The sequence below is a fragment of the Psychrobacter sp. NG25 genome, from assembly GCF_015234355.1.
Lineage (GTDB): Bacteria > Pseudomonadota > Gammaproteobacteria > Pseudomonadales > Moraxellaceae > Psychrobacter.
Window position 1 is genome coordinate 394,946 of record NZ_JADGMV010000002.1, and the last position, 24,126, is coordinate 419,071.

The 24,126-nt window shown below is 43.1% G+C and carries 18 protein-coding genes and 1 pseudogene; 13 read left to right on the forward strand and 6 right to left on the reverse strand.

Annotated elements, in window-relative coordinates; translation table 11 throughout:
• Positions 1-10 precede the first annotated feature (10 nt).
• The 10 genes and pseudogenes from metF to IPZ60_RS04375 all read left to right on the forward strand — a co-directional run bounded on the left by metF (position 11) and on the right by IPZ60_RS04375 (position 13,408).
• Entirely contained in the window at positions 11-859 is an 849-nt protein-coding gene (gene metF / locus IPZ60_RS04330; RefSeq protein WP_194196630.1) for a methylenetetrahydrofolate reductase [NAD(P)H], read from the forward strand.
• Between the two features lie 272 nt (positions 860-1,131).
• Positions 1,132-1,992, forward strand: coding sequence for a 16S rRNA (uracil(1498)-N(3))-methyltransferase (locus tag IPZ60_RS04335; RefSeq protein WP_194196631.1), 861 nt, complete (start codon positions 1,132-1,134; stop codon positions 1,990-1,992).
• A gap of 62 nt (positions 1,993-2,054) precedes the next feature.
• A complete protein-coding gene (locus tag IPZ60_RS04340) occupies positions 2,055-3,758 on the forward strand; it encodes a bifunctional diguanylate cyclase/phosphodiesterase (RefSeq protein WP_194196632.1) in 1,704 nt (567 codons plus the stop codon).
• Positions 3,759-4,145: 387 nt separating this feature from the next.
• Positions 4,146-5,939, forward strand: a complete 1,794-nt coding sequence (locus IPZ60_RS04345) for an acyl-CoA dehydrogenase C-terminal domain-containing protein (protein WP_194196633.1) — start codon at positions 4,146-4,148, stop codon at positions 5,937-5,939.
• Positions 5,940-6,356: 417 nt separating this feature from the next.
• Positions 6,357-8,141: an acyl-CoA dehydrogenase C-terminal domain-containing protein gene (locus tag IPZ60_RS04350; protein WP_194196634.1), complete on the forward strand. Its 1,785-nt coding sequence runs from the start codon at positions 6,357-6,359 to the stop codon at positions 8,139-8,141.
• Positions 8,142-8,388: 247 nt separating this feature from the next.
• Positions 8,389-10,842: a site-specific recombinase gene (locus IPZ60_RS04355; protein ID WP_194196635.1), complete on the forward strand. Its 2,454-nt coding sequence runs from the start codon at positions 8,389-8,391 to the stop codon at positions 10,840-10,842.
• A gap of 86 nt (positions 10,843-10,928) precedes the next feature.
• A pseudogene (locus tag IPZ60_RS04360) lies at positions 10,929-11,363 on the forward strand (hypothetical protein); the annotation flags it as partial.
• Positions 11,364-11,436: 73 nt separating this feature from the next.
• The gene (locus tag IPZ60_RS04365) at positions 11,437-12,216 is read left to right on the forward strand and encodes a transglutaminase family protein (RefSeq protein ID WP_194196637.1); all 780 of its coding nucleotides are present in this window, start codon (positions 11,437-11,439) and stop codon (positions 12,214-12,216) included.
• A 445-nt stretch (positions 12,217-12,661) separates the two neighbouring features.
• Positions 12,662-12,889 carry a hypothetical protein gene (locus tag IPZ60_RS04370; RefSeq protein WP_194196638.1) on the forward strand — a complete coding sequence of 76 codons (228 nt, stop codon included), beginning with the start codon at positions 12,662-12,664 and terminating at the stop codon, positions 12,887-12,889.
• Between the two features lie 21 nt (positions 12,890-12,910).
• Complete coding sequence (locus tag IPZ60_RS04375; protein WP_194196639.1) at positions 12,911-13,408, forward strand: GNAT family N-acetyltransferase; 498 nt, start codon at positions 12,911-12,913, stop codon at positions 13,406-13,408.
• A gap of 150 nt (positions 13,409-13,558) precedes the next feature.
• Here IPZ60_RS04375 and IPZ60_RS04380 read toward each other — a convergent pair whose 3' ends face one another.
• From IPZ60_RS04380 to pdxA, 4 genes are all read right to left on the reverse strand, one after another.
• Positions 13,559-14,398: a symmetrical bis(5'-nucleosyl)-tetraphosphatase gene (locus IPZ60_RS04380; protein WP_194196640.1), complete on the reverse strand. Its 840-nt coding sequence runs from the start codon at positions 14,396-14,398 to the stop codon at positions 13,559-13,561.
• Between the two features lie 117 nt (positions 14,399-14,515).
• Positions 14,516-15,379, reverse strand: coding sequence for a 16S rRNA (adenine(1518)-N(6)/adenine(1519)-N(6))-dimethyltransferase RsmA (gene rsmA / locus IPZ60_RS04385; RefSeq protein ID WP_110923808.1), 864 nt, complete (start codon positions 15,377-15,379; stop codon positions 14,516-14,518).
• 185 nt (positions 15,380-15,564) lie between these two features.
• A complete protein-coding gene (locus tag IPZ60_RS04390) occupies positions 15,565-16,308 on the reverse strand; it encodes a hypothetical protein (RefSeq protein WP_194196641.1) in 744 nt (247 codons plus the stop codon).
• Between the two features lie 300 nt (positions 16,309-16,608).
• Positions 16,609-17,682 carry a 4-hydroxythreonine-4-phosphate dehydrogenase PdxA gene (pdxA, locus tag IPZ60_RS04395; RefSeq protein ID WP_194196826.1) on the reverse strand — a complete coding sequence of 358 codons (1,074 nt, stop codon included), beginning with the start codon at positions 17,680-17,682 and terminating at the stop codon, positions 16,609-16,611.
• A 337-nt stretch (positions 17,683-18,019) separates the two neighbouring features.
• Here pdxA and dnaB point away from each other — a divergent pair, with 337 nt between their 5' ends.
• The 3 genes from dnaB (at position 18,020) to argF (ending at position 21,776) form a co-directional block, all read left to right on the forward strand.
• On the forward strand, positions 18,020-19,423 hold the full coding sequence (gene dnaB, locus IPZ60_RS04400) for a replicative DNA helicase (protein ID WP_110923805.1): 1,404 nt from the start codon (positions 18,020-18,022) through the stop codon (positions 19,421-19,423).
• A 142-nt stretch (positions 19,424-19,565) separates the two neighbouring features.
• Positions 19,566-20,672, forward strand: coding sequence for an alanine racemase (gene alr / locus IPZ60_RS04405; RefSeq protein ID WP_194196642.1), 1,107 nt, complete (start codon positions 19,566-19,568; stop codon positions 20,670-20,672).
• Between the two features lie 186 nt (positions 20,673-20,858).
• Positions 20,859-21,776 carry an ornithine carbamoyltransferase gene (gene argF / locus IPZ60_RS04410; RefSeq protein WP_110923803.1) on the forward strand — a complete coding sequence of 306 codons (918 nt, stop codon included), beginning with the start codon at positions 20,859-20,861 and terminating at the stop codon, positions 21,774-21,776.
• A 113-nt stretch (positions 21,777-21,889) separates the two neighbouring features.
• On the opposite strand, the gene rpiA is transcribed toward argF, so the two are convergent.
• Positions 21,890-22,549, reverse strand: a complete 660-nt coding sequence (gene rpiA, locus IPZ60_RS04415; protein ID WP_194196643.1) for a ribose-5-phosphate isomerase RpiA — start codon at positions 22,547-22,549, stop codon at positions 21,890-21,892.
• Positions 22,550-22,778: 229 nt separating this feature from the next.
• A complete protein-coding gene (locus IPZ60_RS04420; protein WP_194196644.1) occupies positions 22,779-24,089 on the reverse strand; it encodes an arsenic transporter in 1,311 nt (436 codons plus the stop codon).
• Positions 24,090-24,126 lie beyond the last annotated feature (37 nt).

The following is a 24,126-nucleotide window of genomic DNA, read 5'->3' on the forward strand; positions in this document are numbered from 1 at the left end:
GAGCCAGACTGTGAGTAAGCCTGCGTTCTCTTTTGAGTTCTTCCCTGCAAAAACTGAGCAGGGACACGAAAAGCTACTGAGTACTTATGATGAGCTAAACAAGCTGTCACCGAGTTATTTTTCGGTGACTTATGGCGCTGGTGGTTCCACCCGTAGTCGAACCTTGGATATTGTGCAAGCATTATGCACACGTGGTGATACTGGTGTTGCTCCGCATATGTCCTGTATTGGCGATGATAAAAGCGAAATCGCTGAACTATTGACGCATTACAAAAGTTTAGGCATCAATCGTATTGTCGCGCTTCGTGGTGACTTACCATCAGGTCAAGTTGGTATGGGTGAGCTGCCGTTTGCGTTAGACTTGGTCAAGTTTATCCGCGAACACTCAGGTGATCACTTTCGTATCGAAGTAGCCGCTTATCCGGAGATGCATCCACAAGCCCGTAGCTTCGATTCTGATATCGACAACTTGGTCAATAAGTTTCAAGCGGGTGCGGATGCAGCGATTACCCAGTTCTTCTACAATGCTGATAGCTATCTATACTTGCGCGACACCTTAGAAAAGCGCGGTGTTGATACGGTTGCTAAGCCGTTGGTCGCTGGCATCATGCCAATTACTAATTCTAGCAATTTGATGCGTTTTGCTGATAGCTGTGGCGCTGACATTCCACGTTATGTACGTAAGCAATTGGCAGATTTTGGCGATGACCGCAAGGCCATCCGTGAATTTGGCTTTGATGTGGTGTATCGTTTATGTGAGCGTCTCATTAGCGAAGGTGTACCTGCCATGCATTTTTATAGCATGAACAAGGTTGAGCCTAATAAACGCTTAGTCGAGGCCTTAGGTTTGACTGCTTAAACGACCATCAGATCCCTTATTTAATGACTGGCATTCTTCGGAGTGCCAGTTTTTTTTTGTCAAAATTCTAATAAACAACCATCTATAGCTGTCATAATACAGCTTATCTTATTTAACTTTTAAAAATTTCTTTACTGTGTAATACTGCTATTTTATAACAATCGCTTTTATTAAGAAAAATTCTCATAAAAGAAATGTCTTTAATTGTCTCAAGTGATATTCTATTGAACTAATAATAAGTACGACCAATCAAATAATAGGAATAAGAATACGTGCGACGTTTTTTTTATAGTAGTGACAGTAATTATGATCATAGCTTACTCTCAACTCAACTGGCTACCTTACCGTTAGGTAGTGATATTGAATTGCCAGACAGTATTGTTCATCACTGGTGCCGTGTGCTACGCGCAAACATTGGCGATCAAGGTGTTTTATTCGATGGGTTTGGCGGTGAATATCAGGTAGCGCTACAAACCATTAGTAAAAAGCATGCCACTGTGACTTTATTGGCTCATATAAATGATGATCGTACTGCCCCATTTATCAGTAAAATTGGTTTGGTGATGAGTCGCGGTGAGCGCATGGATTATGCGATTCAAAAGTCAACCGAGCTGGGTGTAACGGCTATTCAATTATTAAGTAGCCATCATGGTGAGGTCAACCTAAAACCTGCGCAAGTGGAGAAAAAACTGGCACATTGGCAGCAAGTGGCCATTGCGGCCTGCGAGCAATGCGGCCTCAATCGTCCACCGCTCATTCTCGCACCAGTCTCTATCAATGACTGGTTACTTAAGGTAGCAGATAACAACCAAGAAATGGCCATCAGCCCTATAGTCACTGCACTCAGTCAAGATACTTACTATCAACGGCTACAGCAGCCAGCTGACTTGCGTATGCAGTTGAGTGTACCAGCATTAGGACAGCCTGCAATGCCGGAGTTGTTGACAGTCACGCTAAAGCAGTCAGCACCTTATATCGAGCTATTGATTGGCCCTGAGGGCGGGCTCAGCGACTATGAATGCCTGAAAGCAGCAGAGGTAGGTTTCCATCCTTGGCAAATTGGCACGAGAGTGTTACGTACCGAAACCGCACCAGTCGTTGCATTAGCGACCTTACATGCTTTAAGTCATTAGTTATCAAAATACCATGTATCTAACCTTATTTATTCTTCAACTTTGACGTTGTGAGTCCAATTATGACTAATGCCGCCGCCATGCCAATCGCAGACAAGCAGCAGTTGCTAGCGCAGTTATGCGAACAACTTGATGACTCAATATTCATCTTAGATGCCAATTTGCGCTATTTATCGGTCAATGCTTGTTACGAGATGACTATTGGTTACACCGAGTCATTTTTACTTGGTCGACCCCTAGGTATCTACGCGGCAGAATTTTTATCAAAAGAAGAAAGAGATATTTTAGCGGATATCACTAGCCACCTAGATACTAATGGTTTTTATACAAATGACTTTTCGATGGCCAATCGCTATGGCGAAATCGTTGATTGTCATATTACTTATCGCAAACTCTATATCGAACAGACTGTTTACTATGTCGGTATGCTGCGTGATACCTCTTCTGCCATCAAAGACAAAAAACAATTGGTACATTTGCTCAATTACGACCAGGTGACAGGCCTGCCAAACCGTAAAGTATTTTTGAGTCAAGTCAGTGACTTACTATTAGACAGCTACCAAGAAGTCGTTATTGTACGTTTAAATATCGACCGTTATCGTAGCCTTGCAAGCTTACTCGGTCCTGATGGCATAAACGCTTTGATTAACAATTTTGTCAAACGCGTCAAAAAGCTCAAACTCGATAACTTGCATTGTTTTTCCCATTTTGGTGGTGATGATTTTGCCTTATTATTCGAATGCCCTGATGCTAATACAATTCGGCACCAGCTAGACAGCTTAATGCAAATGTGTGAACGTCCTTTTTCTCCAGACAAATCAGAGGCAAAGATATATTGTCATGTATCCATTGGTGTTAGTTACTTTCCTAAAGATGGTGAAGGATTAACAGGACTACTGACCAACGCCGAAAAAGCGCTGCATTATGTCAAGAGTCAAGGTGGTGACGATATTTGTTGGTATGACACCGCTATTGATGAGGCCACCACTGATAGTTGGCAGTTAGAGGCTGAACTCAGAGCCGCTGCCTCTGAAGGTCAATTTATTCCTTATTATCAGCCAAAATTTGAATTAGCAACGGGCACTATCACTGGCTTTGAAGCCCTAGTACGCTGGCAACATCCGACTCGTGGACTGTTAAGCCCAGTACACTTTATCGATGCCATTATCACCCATAAGCTATCATTTGAGCTATTCTCACAAATGGCTATCCAAATTGCCAAGCAGCTGTCGGTTTGGCAAAAGCGAGGCTTTCTTCAACATATCTGTATCAATGCTGACGCCGCGGAATTTAGCCATCCTAATTTTTCTGAGATGGTAAGCAGCCTCCTTACACAGCACGATATTTCTGCTCATCAGTTACATATTGAAGTGACTGAATCTTCTCTCATTCAGCGCCATAGTAACGTTAAAAAACAACTGGAGTTACTCAAAGAGTTGGGGATCTGTCTGGCCCTAGATGACTTTGGCACCGGTTATGCCTCGTTAAGTTACTTACAAGAGTATCCGTTTGATTTTATTAAAATCGACAAAAGCTTTATCTCTAATATCGAAAAAAATCCTACCCAACATGCGATTGTCAAGGCTATCTTAGATTTGGGCAATGCCCTTAATATGCAGGTTATCGCTGAAGGTATCGAAACCGAGGAGCAGCGTGACGTGCTATTTGCCATGGGATGCAAGCAAGGTCAAGGCTATTGGCTGAGCAGACCCGTGCCAGCTGAGGCTGCAACCAATATGTTGATTCAGCAGCACGGTATGACATAACCCAAACTGATTGAAATTTTTTATCCAGTATAGCCAATACTTTCATGTGGTTATTCGCCTTCATCTTGAACGCCTAGCTTCGATTGCATAACGGATGCAAGGCAGGTTCATGACTTATCAGTCCTGTCACCAAACTTGTATAATCATCTGTGAAAGCCTATCTTTTATAGTGAATTTGTTAGGTCTTATTCAGCCTCAAGCCGACTCTAACAATCACCATTCTTTTCAATACGATTTTATGTAATCGATAACTTAGTCAATCTGTATTACAGCCTAGCATTTATTTGGGCTGTTCAGATTAAAGTGATCAGGGCTTTTGTGCTATCTAATAGTGCAGCGACCTACTCTTGACGATTATTGATTATATTCCAAAAAGGACAGGAAGTTATGCAATATAAAGCGCCCTTACGTGATATTCAATTCGTAATGCATGAGTTACTTGATAGCGAAAGCCACTATAAAACTTTACCTGCGTTTCAAGAGGCTGACCGTGAATTGATGGACAGCTTGTTCGAAATGGCTGCAAGCTTTGCTGAAAATGAGCTATCACCATTGAACCAAAGTGGTGATGCTGAAGGCTGTAAATTCGATAATGGTACTGTCACTACACCGAAAGGCTTTAAAGAAGCTTATACAGCGTTTTGTGAGCTTGGCTTCCCTGCTTTGTCTGCTGAAGAAGAGTTCGGTGGTCAAAACATGCCTTTTTCATTGTCTACGGTCATCAATGAGATGGTTGGTACAGCTAACTGGTCATTCTCTATGTACCCTGGCCTATCACATGGTGCTATTCAAACCATCGAGCATCATGGTACTGACGCACAGAAACAAACCTATCTAGAAAAAATGATCAGCGGTGAATGGTCAGGTACGATGTGCCTTACTGAAGCACATGCTGGTTCTGATTTGGGTATCATCCGTACTAAAGCTGAGCCTAAAGAAGACGGTAGCTATAGTATTACTGGCCAAAAGATATTCATCTCTGCAGGCGAGCATGACCTAACCAGTAACATCATTCATATCGTATTGGCTCGCCTGCCAGGCGCGCCTGCTGGCACAAAAGGTATCTCATTGTTTATCGTTCCTAAAATGACGGTCAACGAAGATGGTAGCATTGGCGAAGGCAATAATGTCGTTTGTGGTTCTATCGAGCACAAAATGGGTATCAAAGCCTCTGCGACTTGTGTTATGAATTTCGATGGCGCAACAGGTTACTTGATTGGGCCGGAAAACCGTGGCCTACAGTGCATGTTCACCTTTATGAACGTCGCCCGTATTGGTACCGCTGTTCAAGGCCTAACAGCTGCAGAATATGCATTCCAAGGTTCACTAACCTATGCAAAAGATCGTCTGGCAATGCGTTCACTATCAGGTACTAAAGCGCCAGAAAAAGTAGCTGACCCTATCATTGTGCATCCAGCGGTTCGTAACATGCTATTGACCGAAAAAGCCTTTGCTGAAGGTGGCCGTGCATTGGTTTATTATCTCTCACATTTTGCTGATATCGTCGCAAAAGGCGAAGGCGAAGAGCTTAAATTTGCTGACCAAATGCTATCACTATTGACACCAATTGCTAAAGCGTTCTTGACCGAAACTGGTCTAGAAGCTGCTAACCACGGTATACAGGTTTATGGTGGTCACGGCTTTGTAAGCGAATGGGGTATGGAACAAAACGTCCGTGACACCCGTATTGCTTGCCTATACGAAGGTACGACTGAGATCCAAGCACTTGATTTACTAGGTCGTAAAGTATTGGGTTCACAAGGCAAACTACTGGGCAACTTTGTTAACATCATTCAACAGTTCTGTGAAGATAACAAAGAAAATGACGAGATGGGTCAATTTGTTCGCCCACTGGTCAAGCATCTAAAAGAATGGGGTGACCTAACGGCACGTATCGGCATGCAAGCAACTGAAAACCCAGATGCTGTCGGTGGCGCTGCTGTTGATTACATGTACTTCAGTGGTTATGTCACACTAGCTTACTTATGGGCTCGTATGGCACTAGTCGCACAAACTGCTATTGCAGAAGGTACGAGTGAAGCCGCATTCTACGATGCTAAAGTAAAAACTGCACAATTCTACTTTGCTAAATTATTGCCACGTACCACTACTCACGTACAGCGCATCAGCACTGGTGTTGAGCCATACATGAGCATGGACGTCGATCAATTTGCTTTTTAATTGACCGTTTGATGAGTCTTTAATACATTAACTGCTTGCAAGTTAATCTAGCTAACGTCATTCTATCGGCAACATACTCAGGTATGTTGCCGATTTTCTTATTACTGTCTGGCTGATACTAATCAAACATAATGTCGGGCTTACTCAGTCTATTACCTCCAATATTAATCCTCGCCTGCTCTTTATCTAAAGTATCTTTAAACCAACAACAAGAGCTTAATTACTATTGGCAATTTTCGTATTTTTATTATCAATATAGTCGTAAGTACTTTTGGTGCACGCACGATTCACGAAGAAATACACCCGCTCACACGCTTATTTGTTAAACTTTAATTATTAATCGCTCAGGTTAAATTAGAAAAACAATCTATAACTTTAATACTCTTAACTCTACTCATTTGAACCAAAGGAATGTTTATGGCTGTCTATAATGCCCCTCTTAATGACATGCGCTTTATCTTAAATGATGTGTTTAATGCGCCTAAATTTTGGCAAAATAACGAAAACTTGGCTCATGTTGACATAGAAACTGTCGATATGATTTTAGAAGAAATGGCAAAATTGTCAAAAAACATTCTATTGCCTATCAACCGCAGTGGTGATGAAGAAGGCGCAACCTTTCAAGGTGATGGTGTCGTCACTACTCCAACTGGGTTCAAAGAAGCTTATAAGCAGTTTGCTGAATCAGGTTGGGTTGGCTTAAGTGGTAACGCTGAATACGGCGGTCAAGGCTTTCCAAAAATGGTCACCATGCTCACTGAAGAGATGGTTTTTACTGCCAATCAGTCTTTTGCCCTTTATCCAAACCTCACCGTTGGTGCAACACTTTGCCTTAACGCAGCAGCGTCAGAAGAGCAAAAACAAACCTACTTAGAAAAAATGTATAACGGCGAATGGGCTGGCACCATGTGCTTGACCGAGCCGCATGCTGGTACTGACTTGGGTATCATCAAGACCAAAGCGGTGCCTAATGATGATGGTAGCTTTGATATCTCTGGCACCAAAATCTTTATCACTGGTGGTGAGCACGATCTGACTGACAACATCATTCATTTGGTATTGGCAAAAACACCTAATGCACCAGAAGGTTCAAAAGGTATCTCCCTGTTTGTGGTACCAAAATTCTTGGTCAATGAAGATGGTAGCCTAGGCGAGCGCAACACATTGGCAGTGGGTTCTATCGAACACAAAATGGGCATTAAAGCCTCAGCCACTTGTGTCATGAACTTTGACAATGCTAAAGGTTGGATGGTTGGTGCAGAAAACACAGGCCTATCTTCAATGTTCATTATGATGAACTATGAGCGTGTCACGATGGGCCTACAAGGGCTTGGTGGTTCTGAGCTTGCTTATCAGAATGCTGCTTTATATGCCAATGATCGTGGTCAGGGTCGTAGCGATACGCAACTTCAAAGCCCAGAAAAACCTGCTGATGCTATCATTCATCATGCTGACGTGCGCCGCATGCTATTGAACGCTAAGGCAAATACTGAAGCCTCTCGTTGCTTTGCTATGTATGTTGCAAAAAATCTTGATGAAGAGAAATTTAGTACGGATCCTGAGTTGGCAAAAGCGGCTTCTGCCCGTGTTGCCCTACTCACGCCAGTAGCTAAAGCGTTTTTGACTGACAAAGCGTTAGAAGCCACGATTGATTGCCAGCAAGTATTTGGTGGTCATGGTTATATCCGCGAATGGGGTATGGAGCAAATCGTACGCGATACCCGTATTGCACAGATTTATGAGGGCACCAACGGTATTCAAGCACTTGACTTATTAGGTCGTAAAGTCGCCCGTAATAACGGTAAATACGTGACGCATTTCTTGGGTGAAATTCGTGACTTTATCAGTGATATGAAAGCAGATCATGGTATCAAACAAGCGACACTAGATGCTGCAGATACGATCGAAACGTTGACTCAAACTGTACTTGGCAACATTGGCGAGCGCAAAAATGAAGTCAATGGCTGTGCCGTTGATTATATGCATGCCTTTGGTTATCTAGCGTATTCATACATGTTTGCACTGATGGTCGAAGCTGCCAATGGCAAAGAAGGTGATTTTTATACCAACAAAGCCAAGCTTGCTGATTATTTTGTCGGTCGTATATTGCCACGTATCGAGTCACATGCACAGATGGTACAAGCTGGTAGTGATCCAATGATGAACTTTGATCTTGATTACTTTAATGTACCTGCTAGCTAAGTAATTATCGTATAAAACACTCTTAAAAAAGGACAGCCACGTTGAGCTGTCCTTTTTTGTGCCAAAATGATTCTCATCATAATTGCTAACAAAATAAGTGACTATCAATGAATGGTTCAGATTAAAATGACGTACAATAAAGCGTTATTTTAACCAAATAAAGAGGTTGTCATATTTTTAAAAAAACTCTTATTGTGACCAATTACACAACAAAAATTACTAAAATAATCATAACAAAGGGTATGACGTGTCAGAAATGAAACACATTTTACAGCAGATTACTGCCTTAAGTGATGTACCCGACAACGCGGTACTAAAGCGTTTAATAGACGAGCTGCGGGTGAACGATAAAGAGCCTGCCCTCGCCAACGCAAATATTCAATCACTTATTGATATTCTTCGTCAGCATCCAGAATATGCTGATGGACTCTCTAGCTTTGTGCTAAAGATAATCATTCAATACCGTCAAATTGCTCTGTATACCGACACTGGCATCATGTCAGACCAAGGGTTTTTTAACAGCTTACGCCGTTTGGTCGGTCATCGTTTTTTACCGATACTACCGCAAGAAGACTCTGTCGTTGAGCTGGTTGGCTACTTGTTTGATAAAAAATCTGATGAACGCTGGCTTGCCAATATCGAAAAAGGTAAATGGGATACATTAATAGAGCTGCTTAAGGTAGAAGAGAAGCATTTAGACTTAGTCGCCACCGTAAAAAACAGTATTTTGAATGCGATTATTATCTTATCTTATCGCATCAGTGGTATCGGCTTGCATCCTGATTTAATGGACTCTTACCCGCAGATGTTGAATTACTCAGCGTCTTTTGTGGCTCAAAACCAAGAAGCGGTACTATTTGTCAATGAATACAGAAAAGCGCATGAGCTTGACACGTTAACGGATATCACTCCTGAACAAGCGGTTGACCCAGCGCCCTTACTCGTGATGATTGAGCAGTGTGAAGATATCGTTGCTACTGTACGCAAACGTATATACAAAACTGGTATCTCTATTCGCCTGACGAATATGATGCTGCGTTTAGACCAAAGCTTACAACGTATGCGCATCTTGACGGAACTGGTCACTGATGACGATCACAAGCGCGATCGTGCGGTGATTGATCTGATTCAAACGCTGATTACGACTGCCAATCGTCGCTATAGTATTGGTTATTTAATCGATAACAATACCAAGCTACTCTCTCGTAAAGTGACAGAAAATGCGAGTCGCGTCGGTGAGCATTATATTAGTACCGATAAGTCTGGCTACCGAAAGATGTTCAAAAAAGCCTCTATTGGTGGCTTTATTATTGCATTTATGGCCACGATTAAAATACTGGCTTATCAATTGGCACTGGCTCCGATAGGTCGAGCATTCGTCAACAGTATGATTTATGGTTTGGGCTTTGTCTTCATCCATGTCATCCGTGGTACCGTTGCTACTAAACAGCCAGCCATGACTGCGGCAGCGATTGCCTCTACTATATCCGAAAGCTCTGGTAAAAAATCCCATCAGCTAACCAAGTTGTCAGAATTGGTTGTCGATATTTTGCGGACTCAGTTCGTTGCCATCATGGGTAATGTGATGCTAGCAATACCTGTTGCTCTCATCATCTCTTTTGCATGGCTGCAATATACGGGTATGCCGATGATTGACTCCGAAAAAGCGGGTCACCTACTCCATGACCTAAACCCCTTTCATTCATTGGCACTGCCCCATGCTGCGATTGCTGGTGTGTACTTATTTTTATCGGGTCTGATTGCTGGTTATTATGACAATTTAGCGGTATACAATAATATAGGTGCCCGTATCCAACGCCATAAATTACTCATGTATATACTACCGAAATCATGGCTTCAGCGCCTTGGTGGCTTTATAGAAGCCAATTTGGGTGCCATCATGGGTAACTTTTTATTCGGTGTGTTCTTAGGTAGTACCGCGACGATTGGCTTTATCTTTGGCTTGCCAATTGATATTCGCCATATTGCGTTTGCCTCCGCGAACTTGGCACATGGGTTGTTTAATAGCTCTGCCGATGAGATAAGTTGGAGCGTTATCTTAGTCTCTATTCTTGGCGTGGCGCTTATTGGTATCGTCAACTTAATGGTCAGTTTTTCATTAGCACTGTTTGTCGCATTACGCTCAAAAGAAGTGCGTTTCTTCGAATGGAGTCGCCTAACTAAATTAGTGTTCGGTCATATTATTAGCCACCCTTCTGACTTTTTCTGGCCACGTGACAAACCAATGAAGTATGCACGTATCGACAGCCAAGGGCATATGATATTTGACGATACCTCAGCGCAAAAAAATGGTAAACATTTACCAAGTAATTATGTGGTACGACGCTTGTCTGATGTCAGAATTTTACCTGAGTCTAAGCAAGCTAATGCCCAGCATTCTCAAACAAACACCGATATATACTATGACAATCAACCTGAGGGCGATCATGCACAAGCTCACGCCCCTTCTCACACGACTGTAGACCTTGACGATGGTTTGATGGATGAAGAGCTCAATAGCATGCCCTACACCAATGACATTCAGTATAATCAAACGGACAAAACACCGAATAACCATGATTACGATGCTAACAGCGATATCAGCAAAGAACCACATCATGTAGATCCTGATAGTAAAGCAGCGGGCGATGCAAAAACACCTCTGCCAAAACCAAAAAAGCCGCCAAAACTGCCTAATTAATAGGATGGTTTAGGTGGATTTATACTTGGTTAACTGAGTACGGCAGTTCTTATTTACCATGAAGTCTGATTATGTGAACAGTGGCAGCGTTAAATCAAGCGCTAGCAGATAGAGACAAGCCCAAAGATGTGATTTATCATAGCAATTGCGGCACTCAGTATCTATCCATTCGCGATACGGATGAAATGACTGATTGCGGCATTATTGCTTGTGTTGGTACAACAGGTGACTCATACGATAATGCCTTGGATGAAACCGTCAACGGACTATATAAGTCCGAGATGATTGAGTACCTAAAAGAGCAGTGGCATGGGGTGAACGATGTTGAACTGGTAATTCTTGAATGGGTGGCACTTCGAGCACAGCTCTCGTCTTGCAAAGCTAGATCGATAATGAATCGATTTTTGACGCTTCTCAGGTTTAATAAAGCCCGACTGCATAGTGCAATTGGTTATGTCTCACCTTTTAAGTTTGAAAAGCGGTATTATGATAATTTAACCCTGTCAGGCATTGCTGCCTGACTCAAGTAAGCCAGTCTCTGATATAGTCGGGGCGGTTCAGCCCGCCAGATCAATACCCTTAAGGAGTTCGAACATGATCCTGAAACTTAACGTCAAACTCCATTATCGGCTCTCCGCGCCGATGGACCTTTTGCTTCAGATCGAAGCCGCCGATCTTGCGGATCAGCGGGTGCGTTCGGCCGAGATTTGGACATCAGACGTTGCGCATTTTTCACGGGTCACCGCTGATGATGGCCTAGGAGAGCGGATTTGGATCCACGCCGAAGGGGATTTTAGCTGCACTTACATCGCAGAAATTATCGTTGACCGTCCTACCTTGGACATATCGGCACTGTCCCAAACGCCCCTCCATCTTTTGCCGGGAGAGACGATCAAGCATTTGATGCCGTCTCGCTATTGCCCGTCAGACGAGTTCCAAGCCTTCGTGGACGCCGAGTTTGGCGATCTCGCTGGCGGCGCACGAATTGCCGCGATGCGCGATTGGATCGAGTCGGCGTTTAGCTATGTGCCTGGATCTAGCCACGCACAAACCACCGCGCTCGACAGCTTTGTTCAACGTCAGGGCGTATGCCGCGATTTCGCGCATGTTCTCGTGACACTAGCACGCGCATCGTCGATACCGGCCAGGTTCGCGAGCGTTTACGCGCCTGATGTGACACCACAGGACTTTCATGCCGTGGCCGAAGTCTATCTCGAGGGGAGCTGGCACCTCATTGATCCGACTGGCATGGCAGATGCCGACACGATGGTCCGCATTGGTGTTGGATCCGACGCGTCCAGCGTCGCGTTCCTAACCGCGTTTGGATCTATGGAGTTTGTCAACCAATCGGTATCCGTGACTAGACAATCTTAGTATCCCGATCCTAGGCATGCGGGTCTACGTTTGAGACAATGACCGCCGCCAAAACAGAAGGGATGCGGAGTGGTCTTGCTCAATCGGTTTCGCGCTCTTCACTTTCTTTACCCTGCAGATCAAGGCCTTTGTTCAACGGATCAAGCACACGGTAGACATGCCATGTTGCTCGTCCAAAAATAAGCGAGATCAAGATCTACTACAAACGAGCAACGGCTTCAGTGTTATTGTCTCAAGACAGATACTGCCCCTCATGCACGATAAAAACTTCACTAAAACGTCTCAGGCTACTAGTCTTTAAACCCAGTTTCAAAGTGGTATAGTCACTCAATGAGTTATCAGTATATGTTCGGTGCGCTACACAGGCATCGAACTATAGGTTTATTTGAACACAAGAAAGCCTATACAATGATTATCTAAATAATATTAAAAACGTGGATCAAATATGAGTATTTTTTCAAAACCACGAGAAATAGAAAGTAAGTATAAGATTAAACTACATGAAGGTGAGAGCTTTAAACAAGCTGTGTACAACGGGGAGATGACAGATTCGGAAGATTGTATTATTGATAAAATTGAATTAATTTTAAAAAATCATCCTGACAGCCAAGATATTTCCACATCTACTTACCAATCAGATGATGCATTTTGCTACGTTATGGCATTACCCTAATACTTAACTATGGAGCGCCGCATGTTTTTTATACGGAAGGCAGACCAGAACGATGTATCAGACATTGCTCATATACACTTTGAAAGTTGGAATGCTACGTATTCGAACCTTTTACCCGAAACGTATAGAGACAAAGAAAATAACTTGTCTCAAAAAATAGAAATGTGGGGGAAGGTATTATCTAGCTCTGGTGTGAATACATGGATAGCATATAATACTAAGAATACTGCTGTAGGGTTTATTTCTTACTTTAAAAAAGATCACGAGTGCGAAATAACCACTTTGTATCTCTTACCACAATACCAAAATTTAGGAATAGGTACTAAATTAATGGAATCAGCCCTAATTGTTGCTTCTCAATGTAACAGCTGCTCCAGTCTATCTTTATGGGTGTTAAAAACCAATCTATCTGCAATTAGTTTCTATGAGAAATTTGGTTTTGAATCTGACGGGCAATGTGATGAAGAACTATATGAAAACACCAAAATAACAGATATTAGAATGGTAAAAGCATTCTAATATCTGTTATTTTGACTATACCCCAGAGGAACCAGTTATTTCACCCTTCAAACGTATTAATAGGCTACTCAAAATAGACTGCTATCACAGAACCACCAATAATAGACAGACCGCTTATCTAGCCTGATACATCAAGGTCAGCTATAATCCTTATTCAGAACTTGGGCACTGCTCGCTTGAGGTTATTACTTTACCGTCACTGAGACGATAAGCCAATAGACAGTTGCCCCAAACACAGCCACCGTCGAGTGCGCGCGCATGTGGCAAATCAATCTCACCTTTTAGCGCCGCCCAATGTCCAAATAGTATCTTACGCGTGCGTGGCACTTGCCATTCAAACCAAGGCAAGAAGCCTTCAGGCATCAGCTCATCCAAACCTGCTGAAAAACCAAACTCGAGCGTGCCATCCTGCTGACATAGACGCATACGCGTAAAATAGTTAGTGATAGCGCGCATTTTAGTAAAGCCATTAATGTCTGGCTGCCAATCATCAGCTGACTTGCTATACAAATTCGGTAATAAGCGATCGAGTTGCCATAAGCTACTTTGTAATTGCGCTTCTACTTGTTGTGCATAGCTTGCTGCTTCATCGATACTCCAATGCGGTGGAATACCAGCATGCACTAGTACGGTCTTTTCATCAGGGTAAGTCAATAGCGGCTGATGGCGTAACCATTCAAGCAACTCATCACAATCATCAGCAGCAAAAATCGGCGCTGTTTTGTCTTTCTTTTTGAGCTTCGCCGCGCCGCGCCAGACAGCAATCAAGTTAATATCATGATTACCGAGGACTGTTGCTGCCGCTCCTTGTTCACATAGTGCTTTAATATGACGCAACGTACTCAATGAGTCTTCACCACGTGCTACCAAGTCACCGGCAAACCATAGCTTGTCTTGGGCTGGATCAAAATTCAATACTTCAAGTAATTTGAGATAAGCAGCATAGCAGCCTTGCAGGTCTCCAATGACATACTGGTGGCGAAAACTCATAATACCTCTATGCTTTTTAGATATTGATTTTTGTAATAGCACTCTGATATGAGTGCTATTATATGAATAGTTTTATGTGAATATTTTAAAAGGTGTTAAATGTTAGGTTTGATTAAACTAACCTTCTACTTTGCGTGCCTGATTGCTCAAATTGACAAAATCTTTCACACTTAGGACTTCAGGGCGCGCTTGTGGATCGATAGCGCAAGCCGCAAAATCTTCTTCGCTCAACGTTGGCAATAGCGTAGATTTCTTAAAAATAGCACGTAGTGTCTTACGACGATGGTTAAAGGTTTCGCGTACGACAATCGCGAAATACTCTTCATCTTCTGCCACGACTGGTTTAGTGATATGCGGCGTCAGACGAAATACAGCACTGGTTACTTTTGGTGGCGGATTAAAAGCACCGCGTGGCACGGTCAATAGATAATCTGTACCACAGTGATATTGCATAATGACTGATAAGCGGCCATAAGTTTTGCTACCAACATCAGCAGTGATACGCTCAACCACTTCCTTTTGCAACATAAAGTGCATGTCTTGAATCACATCGGCATAACTGAGTAAATGGAAAAGTATCGGGGTAGAGATGTTATATGGCAGGTTACCGACCACACGTAGCTTGCCACGCTCAGGACTATAAAGCTCGCGATAGTCCACATGCATCGCGTTATCTTTGATAATCTCAAAATTCGGATGACTGTTGGCACCAATACGGATACGCAAACTGTCTGCCAAATCACGATCCAACTCTACTACGGTCATTGCATCAACCTCTGCCAATAGTGGCTCAGTCAACGCACCCATTCCCGGCCCGATCTCAATTAGGTTGTCATCGCGCTCGAGACGAATGCTTTCAACGATTTCGCGAATGACGCTGCCATCATGCAAGAAGTTTTGACCAAAGCGCTTACGCGGTTGGTGTTTAACAGCACGTAGGCTGTTGGAAATAGATTGAGCATCAAACGGAGTTTTGGACATAGAAGAGTCTTAATGTATAAAAGATAAATGGGCGATAATGGCAGTAATATGCCAATTATATAATGATGAATTATACCACAGCTCAGAATTAGGCTGTATTGTTGAAACATTATTATCGATAAGCTACCCATACTTTATCGCAACAGATACAGTGAATTTTTCTCAAACTATTTGCTCTAGCGCCTCTATGACGTTTTTTGGAAGCCTAAAACATGCTGTCTGACTACTTGCTCAATTTGTTGCCAATCAGCAAGATTGTAGCGAGAATAATGCGCCTTAATAGATAGATTTCTCTGTGGTCCTAGATTAAAAAATTGGGTACAAGGTGGTCTTGGTACGTCTCTATTACTGCACTCTATATGAGTTATGATTTGACCCGTTTTATCTCGCTGAATAAAGACATCCTCTGCATATCTATTTTCACGCCACGGTTTATTAGTAACTGGGTCAATATTTGGCGGCGCATAAACCTCCAATCCGAATTGATCATTATCAAGCCGTTCATATTCATGAACAGGACCTGCTTCTTTGCTAGGGTTAAGTGTGCCATAGCCGATACGATGAACAGGGTTGGGAACAGTCACTCTGTCGCCTGAGTTGACGGTGACCGATACCCAAGGATTATCTCCTAAGTTTCTTTTATTGTCTCTACGATAAGCGCTCTTAAGGGCTTTATTAGTCGTATCTAGCATAGTATTGTCGGTATAACGCAGATCAAAACCGAAACTGTTAATTTTTGAGTCATAAGTGCGCATGGGTTTTGGATGCTCACGTTTGTTACCAAACGTAGGGTCGCCGTCATACGCAACAAAATGCACAAGGTTTTTAGGCATATCAACAGGAACACCGCCCAGATCGCCAATATGATTCGGGCGAAGCCCTTCACCACAAAAATTAATAATAGGTAGGGATAATACGATGGTTATCATTTGGCTAAATTCTTTAATAAACATGCAACCCCATAATAAAAGAATACTGTCCTCTGACGTCACATCATTAGACATTAATTTGGAAGATTATTACTTGAAATAAGTCTGATTGGCTGTTTTTTTATTAGGATGCACTTCAAATGAACCACACAATAAAACTCGTTAATAAATAGACTGCTATAATCGAACCACTTACATTAGGTCGTATTTTATTATTCCTAAACAGGCATTGCCCACACTAAAATTATCAAGCATTGTGTGAAAAATATCTATAAGGCAATGAATCATAAAAAAGGTATATCAGCTAGTAAGCGACTTATTAGCCATCTCATTGGCCATATTTAACGCTTGATATAAACTGGTCGCACTCGCGCCGCCACGTCCTGCCAAATCTAGCGCCGTACCATGATCGACAGACGTTCGAATATAAGGTAAGCCCAAGGTTAGATTGACCGTATCACCAAAGCCGTGTGATTTGAGCACTGGTAAGCCTTGGTCATGATACATAGCAATCACTGCATCACAGTTTGCTAAATGCCTTGGGGTAAATAACGTATCCGCTGGCATCGCCTCTGATATATCGACCCCTGCTTCGATAAACTCATTCAACACTGGATTTATAATCTCAATCTCTTCGACACCCAAATGGCCGCCCTCGCCTGCATGTGGATTAAGCCCACAAACTAAAATGCGAGGCTGCGTTAAGCCAAATTTCTCTCGCATATCATCGATGACAATCTGTACCGTTTGGCGTACATTGTCGGTAGTGATAGCTGCTGGTATGTCTTTTAATGCTAAATGAGTCGTGACAAGTGCGACTTTCATCGCTTGATTGGCAAGCATCATCACTACTTTTTCACAGCCACTTTGCTGCATAAAAAACTCGGTATGACCGCTAAACATAGTGCCATCTAATAACTTAATGCCTGCATCAATGAGTGCGGATTTTTGCAATGGGCCGGTAATGATAGCAGCGACTGTTTTATTGAATGCTAGCTTATGCGCAATGTCCAATTGTTTGGCCACCATTGCTGAATTGCTAGTATTGATTTGCCCAGAGATGACTGGTGCTGCGCAAGGCGTATTAAGTAGGATGAAAGCATCGTCACTACGATTCATATTCGTTGACATCTGCTCTGAGAAATCATCGGCATCTATATGTGCGTCTACAGTCTGCCAAGATGGGCAAACTTTTAAGACACCAGCAGTGGTAAGCTCTTTTGCACGCTTTTTCATTGCGTCTGCATCCGCAGTTACCCAAATTGGCCGCGAAAAATCTTGCAACTTATTTTCTGACGCTAGTAGCAGTACGACGTCCATACCAATGCCAGCAGGTTCGCCTGTCGTGATTAACAACGGTAATTTATTTTGCATCATAAAAATAGTCCCATATCTTAATTAAACATCTGATTTTATTGTTTTTATGGTTAAATATAATGGTTTTTATATCTAAAAACTGCAATCCATCTCTTCACTGATCAACCCTAATAGCTTCAGATTTAGTTACTGTATGCGTCTAAAAAAAGCCCATAATGTGTTAAACTTTCGCATCTGATTGTAGCATTTACTGGTAAGCGTGAGACTGCATTTTGTGTTGTATCGTAGCAGCACACCGCATTTGCTTTGCTGTATTATTGCCAATCACCAAACACTTATATTAAATATCTATTTATACCCTTTTTCATACCGACTCTTGATACATTAGGCACTCATGGCAGATACCGAAAAAAACGACGACTTGCTCAATCAAACACCGCCGCACAATATCGATATTGAAAAGGCGTTGCTTGCCTCTTTGATGAGCATCGAAGAAGCGTATGACAAGATTGCCGATATCGTTACCAAAGACGATTTTTATGCTGGGCGACATCAATACATCTTTGATGCGATTGCCCATTTGGCAGCGGTCAATGAGCCTTATGACACGGTCATGGTGCATGACTGGTTGGAGGCACAGAAACTACTCAAAGGTGCGGGTGGTGACAGTTACTTGGCAGATATTTTGAGCCAAAGCCCTGCTACCTTATTTAACCTCACGGCCTACGCGCAGCGTGTACGTGAACTATCAACGTTACGTCAGCTGATTACCACTGGTAATGACATGCTGACACTGGCTTATAACCCGAAAGATCAAAGCGTTAGTGACATTTTAGACAGTGTCGAGGGCAAGATATTTAGTATTAATGAGCAGCATAACAAGCGCGCTGAACAGCGTGGCCCTGTCGGCATTACCTCTGTGTTGACCAACGTCATCGATAAAATCCAAGAGCTTAAATCCAATCCCGATGGCATGATTGGTTTACAAACCCCCTTTGCTGAGCTGAATAATAAAACACAGGGCTTGCAGGCAGGCGATTTAATTATCGTCGCCGCGCGTCCTTCGATGGGTAAAACCACCTTTGCGATGAACTTGGCAGAAGGCATTTTATTTAACGAAGACTTACCAGTCGTGGTGTTTTCGATGGAGATGCCCGCAGAGTCTATCGTCATGCGTTTGCTGTCATCGTGGGGCGCGATTAATCAGACGCATTTGCGTTCTGGACAAATGAATGAAGATGAATGGGCAAAGATGATGAATGCTATTCAGCATTTACAATCTAAGCACCTGTATATCGATGATAGTACTGCCCTGCCACCATCTGAGATGCGTTCACGCTGTCGCCGTATCGCCAAAAATCACGATGGCAAGCTTGGCGCTATTGTAGTCGATTATCTCCAGTTGATGAAAGTGCCAAACCTAGATGGCAACCGTGTTGGGGAAATCTCTGAGATTTCTCGTAGTCTAAAAGCATTAGCACGCGAACTTGAATGCCCAGTGATTGCGCTATCGCAGCTTAACCGTAGTCTAGAAAACCGTCCGAATAAACGTCCGATTATGTCAGATTTGCGTGAATCTGGTGCGATTGAGCAGGATGCCGATTTGATTATGTTCATCTACCGCGATGAGGTTTATAATGAGAACTCAGATCACAAAGGCGTGGCTGAAATCATCATCGGTAAACAGCGTAACGGCCCTATCGGTACCATACGTTTGGGTTTTGAAGGACAATTTACTCGCTTTATCAATCTGACGCCAGAATACTATCAAAACGTCAGTTTCGAGAATGATGAATAGTCATAGCTTTAAATATTATGCTTGCTCAACCTTAGACACTTAATACAAACAGCTCTCAGTAACCATAGCCAGTGCCACATCAATTGGGTTGATGTAGCATTGGCTTTATCACTTCATAACTTTGCTAATAAAGAAGCCAATTATGCGTACTATCACTATCAAACCAAAAGCCATTACTCATAACCTAAACCAAGTCAAGAAAATGGCGCCACACTCTAAAGTTCTGGCCATGGTGAAATCCAATGCTTATGGACACGGGATAGCGGCAGTTTTGCCAGCATTACAGCAAGCAGATGGTATTGGAGTCGCCACCTTAAATGAAGCACTAGAAGCACGACAATTGGGTTGGAATAAAACGATTGGTTTGATAGAAGGTGCGTTTACCGCTGATGAGTGGCAGCAAGCTATTGACAGCGATATTAGCTGTGTCATTCATCATGCACCACAGTTACAGTGGGCATTGGAAAACATCCCACCAGCTAGTAGTGCCACTAGAGTGGTGTGGATTAAATACAATACGGGTATGAATCGCCTAGGTTTCGATGCCGAGGGGGTGATTGCTGCGGCCAAACAGCTTCATGAAGCAGGATATAAACTGATCCTCACAACGCATTTTGCCAATGCAGATAACAGCACTCATCCATTAAATGCGATGCAAATACAGCGTTTTTCAGATGCTTTAAACACTTTACAAGAGACTGTTAGCGCTGAGATTCAGGGTTCATTGTGCAATTCAGCTGGCATCGTCAATTTTTCAGAGCATCATTATGATTGGATACGTCCAGGTATTATCTTATATGGTAGCTCACCTGTCGTTGATCAAAGCGCACAAGCATTAGATTTACAGCCAGCGATGGATTTTAGCGCGCAAATCATTGCTCTACAAACGGTCAATGCAGACCATGCTATTGGTTATGGCAGTCGTTGGATCGCACAAAAAGACACTAGAACGGCTCTGGTCAGTATCGGCTACGGAGATGGCTACCCTCGTGTCGTCAGCGATGACGCTTATGTCTCTGTCATTGACACGAGCAATAATCAAAGCTATCGATGCGCGGTCATTGGACGCGTGGCAATGGATATGATTGTCATTGATGTCAGTACTGCGCCAGAAGACATTGCTTTAGACAGTAAGGTAATGTTATGGGGCGATGCACCGCACGTTGATGAGGTCGCTGCACATGCAGGTACCATTAGCTATGAACTGCTATGCCGCCTGAGCATACGTCCAAAGCGTGTGCAAGCCTAATAATCATAATACGACGGTGAAATTGCCGAGTACTGGAGTGACTGAACAATCAGACTAAATTGGGCGTTTACATTAGAAGTAATTGCGCTATACTAAAAGTTTGTTGTCACCCCAGTATGCGCACTGATGCGATGCTATTGAAGACTGATAACGTTTCACTGACTGCGATCGACTGCTAGGATTACTATGAGTTTGCGCCATTTTTTGACCCTATCTGATTTAACCAAACAAGAACTAGAAACCCTTATCAAACGCGCAAGCGAATTACGTAAGATGCAACATGCTGGCGAGATATATCAGCCTTTTGTTGGTCGTACGCTGGGTATGATTTTTGAAAAATCCTCGACCCGCACGCGTATTTCTTTTGAAACAGGTATGGGCCAGTTTGGTGGTAGTGCTATCTTCTTGTCACCGAATGATACGCAGCTTGGACGTGGTGAGCCGCTAGAGGACTCTGCTCGTGTGATCTCTAGTATGGTTGATATCATCATGATCCGTACCTTTGGTCACGAAAATGTTGAGACGTTTGCTGAATACTCAAGCGTTCCAATCATTAATGCTCTAACTGATGAGTACCACCCTTGCCAGTTGCTTGCTGATATGCAGACCTATTATGAGCATCGCGGCAGTATCGAAAACAAGATTGTAACGTGGGTCGGTGATGGCAACAATATGTGCTCATCATTTATGCAAGCGGCCAATCAGTTTGGTTTTGAGCTACGTGTGGCAGCGCCTTATGGCTTTGAGCCAGACCCTAAACTGATGGAGCGCTTCTCTCATTGCGTCAGCCTCGTCGAAAATGTACAAGATGCGGCAAAAGACTCAAACCTAATCGTCACTGATGTATGGGCAAGCATGGGACAAGAGTCAGAACAAAATACCCGCGCCCGTCGTTTTGCGCCTTATCAGGTAACACCATCACTGTTAGACAAGGCTGATCCTGAAGTCGTATTTATGCACTGCTTGCCTGCGCATCGTGGTGAGGAAATCTCTCATGATATGTTGGATGATCCACGTTCAGTCGTGTGGGATGAAGCAGAGAACCGCTTGCATGCACAAAAAGCATTAATGGAATTTTTGCTAAAAGACAAAATCAAAATCTAAAAAATATAGCTATAAGCTATTTATCGAAGAGTAAATAAACAAAAGGCAGACCACATTGATTGCGGTCTGCCTTTTTATTTTTTCTGAGAAATGAGAAATTGCTTAACAGGTATTTAACGAGTTAGTGTTGTTACCCCGTCACTGCTAGCTTTGAGCAATACATCAGCTTGATTGGCAGCGAATATACCATTGCATACTACGCCAACGATATTATTTAGCATTTGCTCAAGCTCTATTGGATTACTCACATCCAAATCATAGGTATCTAAAATCACGTTTCCATAATCGGTCACGAAATCTTCACGGTAAACTGGCTCGCCGCCCAGACTAACCAATTGGCGTGCAACATAAGAGCGTGCTTGTGGTAATACTTCAATCGGTACTGGGAACTCACGTCCAAGCATCTCGACACTCTTACTCTCATCAACCATGCATATAAATTTATTAGAAGCTGCTGCCACGATTTTTTCACGAGTAAGCGCACCGCCACCACCTTTAATGAGCTGCAAATTCTCATTCACTTCGTCCGCACCATCGATATAAATATCAAGCGTACCAGCAAAGTTTAAATCAACAATCTCAATACCAAGGGCACGAAGTTTGTCTTCAGTGACCTGTGAGCTAGCAACTGCGCCAGCAAGCTTTACTGTCGGTAATAACTCAATCAAGCAATTGACTGTGCTGCCTGTGCCTACACCAAGTATCATGCCATCTTCGACATAGTTTAGAGCAGCTTTGGCTGCGGCTTGCTTTTGTGCTTGCTGATCACTCATCATAAATCCTTGGAAAATAAACGGACAGTCAATTCTATATAAGTTGGATACGGCGTTAGACTCGCTTAGCCTACTACTTGCAGCACTTTCACTCGCCTGCCTCATATCCAAATTATTTTGAACCGACTATATCATTATAAAAGAGGTAAAATGCGCCGCTATTATACCCGATGAGTTTGATCGATGTCAGCGTAATAACCACGCTAATCACAAGAGATTTACTCAATCTTTAAAATGTAGACAGATAAGGTAACCATAAGACTAAGGCCAATAGCGTTACTAGTAATACGGGCGGTGTAATAATCAGCCCGATTTTCATGTACTGTCCCCAACTGATTTTATAGTCTTTTTCTGCCAATACATGGAGCCACAATAAAGTTGCAAGACTACCGATAGGTGTAAATTTCGGCCCTAAGTCATTACCAATCACGTTGGCATAAATCATGAGCTCACGAGTGGCGGCTGGTACCTGCGCGCTATCGATAGCCAGTGCACCAACTAAGGTGGACGGCATATTGTTCATGATAGACGCTACAATAGCAGAGAGGAATCCAGTTCCTAATGTTGCGATGACCGTACCCTGCTGTCCTAGCCAATTCAAAATCTGAGCACCATAGTCCGTCAACCCTGCATTGCCCAAACCATAAACCACCAAGTACATACCAATTGAAAACAATACAATTTGCCAAGGGGCTTTTCGCAAAACATCGGATACTGAAACCACTGCACCGCGTCCACCTTGCCACCAGCGACCTGCGATTGCCATTAGCACCAACGCAGCGACGCCTGTCACAAACGAGATAGCAATCCCCAATGATTCAGTCGTAAAGTACGCGACGAGTAGTAAGGCTAAAAGCGGAAACGCCGCCTTAAAAACGAGCGGATCTTCAATCGCGGACTCTGGCGCACTCAGTTCAGCAACAGAGTAGTGTTTTGGAATGTGCCGCGCATAGACGACCCATAACACGGCGAGTGTCGCTAATACAGAGATGATATTGACTGGCACCATGACTGCCGCATAACGACTAAAGCCAATGTCAAAATAATTGGCACTGACGATATTAACTAGATTGGACGTCACTAACGGCAAGCTCGCGGTATCGGCAATAAAGCCTGTCGCAATGATAAACGCTAAAGCAGATGGTGGCGAGAACTTAAGACGCAGCAAGATAGCGATGACAATCGGGGTCAATAGTAATGCCGCCCCATCATTGGCAAAGAAGGCAGAAATAAACGCGCCTAATATCACAATCATAGGAAATAATAAACGCCCTTGTCCATTGCCCAGTCTAGCGACGTGCAGCGCCGCCCAACCAAAGAATCCGGCTTTGTCTAAGATAAGAGAGATAATAATAAGTGCGACAAAGGTAAAAGTTGCATCCCAAACGATGTCCCACACAACTCCAATATCGGAGATCTGTACCACGCCAAACGCTAAGGCGATCAATGCACCACCCATTGCGCTCCAGCCGATACCCAGTCCTTTAGGTTGCCAAATTACTAAAATTAACGTGACGATAAATATAGTCAATGCGATCATCGAGTAACCTGTCTAAGCTCAATTATTATAAGAAGCC

What these genes read in the sequence shown, in the direction of transcription:
- IPZ60_RS04340 (WP_194196632.1), top strand. Translation starts at nt 2,055, where the DNA reads ATGACTAATGCCGCCGCCATGCCAATCGCAGACAAGCAGCAGTTGCTA.
- IPZ60_RS04345 (WP_194196633.1), top strand. Translation starts at nt 4,146, where the DNA reads ATGCAATATAAAGCGCCCTTACGTGATATTCAATTCGTAATGCATGAG.
- IPZ60_RS04350 (WP_194196634.1), top strand. Translation starts at nt 6,357, where the DNA reads ATGGCTGTCTATAATGCCCCTCTTAATGACATGCGCTTTATCTTAAAT.
- IPZ60_RS04365 (WP_194196637.1), top strand. Translation starts at nt 11,437, where the DNA reads ATGATCCTGAAACTTAACGTCAAACTCCATTATCGGCTCTCCGCGCCG.
- IPZ60_RS04370 (WP_194196638.1), top strand. Translation starts at nt 12,662, where the DNA reads ATGAGTATTTTTTCAAAACCACGAGAAATAGAAAGTAAGTATAAGATT.
- IPZ60_RS04375 (WP_194196639.1), top strand. Translation starts at nt 12,911, where the DNA reads ATGTTTTTTATACGGAAGGCAGACCAGAACGATGTATCAGACATTGCT.
- IPZ60_RS04380 (WP_194196640.1), bottom strand. Translation starts at nt 14,398, where the DNA reads ATGAGTTTTCGCCACCAGTATGTCATTGGAGACCTGCAAGGCTGCTAT.
- rsmA (WP_110923808.1), bottom strand. Translation starts at nt 15,379, where the DNA reads ATGTCCAAAACTCCGTTTGATGCTCAATCTATTTCCAACAGCCTACGT.
- IPZ60_RS04390 (WP_194196641.1), bottom strand. Translation starts at nt 16,308, where the DNA reads ATGATAACCATCGTATTATCCCTACCTATTATTAATTTTTGTGGTGAA.
- pdxA (WP_194196826.1), bottom strand. Translation starts at nt 17,682, where the DNA reads ATGCAAAATAAATTACCGTTGTTAATCACGACAGGCGAACCTGCTGGC.
- dnaB (WP_110923805.1), top strand. Translation starts at nt 18,020, where the DNA reads ATGGCAGATACCGAAAAAAACGACGACTTGCTCAATCAAACACCGCCG.
- alr (WP_194196642.1), top strand. Translation starts at nt 19,566, where the DNA reads ATGCGTACTATCACTATCAAACCAAAAGCCATTACTCATAACCTAAAC.
- argF (WP_110923803.1), top strand. Translation starts at nt 20,859, where the DNA reads ATGAGTTTGCGCCATTTTTTGACCCTATCTGATTTAACCAAACAAGAA.
- rpiA (WP_194196643.1), bottom strand. Translation starts at nt 22,549, where the DNA reads ATGAGTGATCAGCAAGCACAAAAGCAAGCCGCAGCCAAAGCTGCTCTA.
- IPZ60_RS04420 (WP_194196644.1), bottom strand. Translation starts at nt 24,089, where the DNA reads ATGATCGCATTGACTATATTTATCGTCACGTTAATTTTAGTAATTTGG.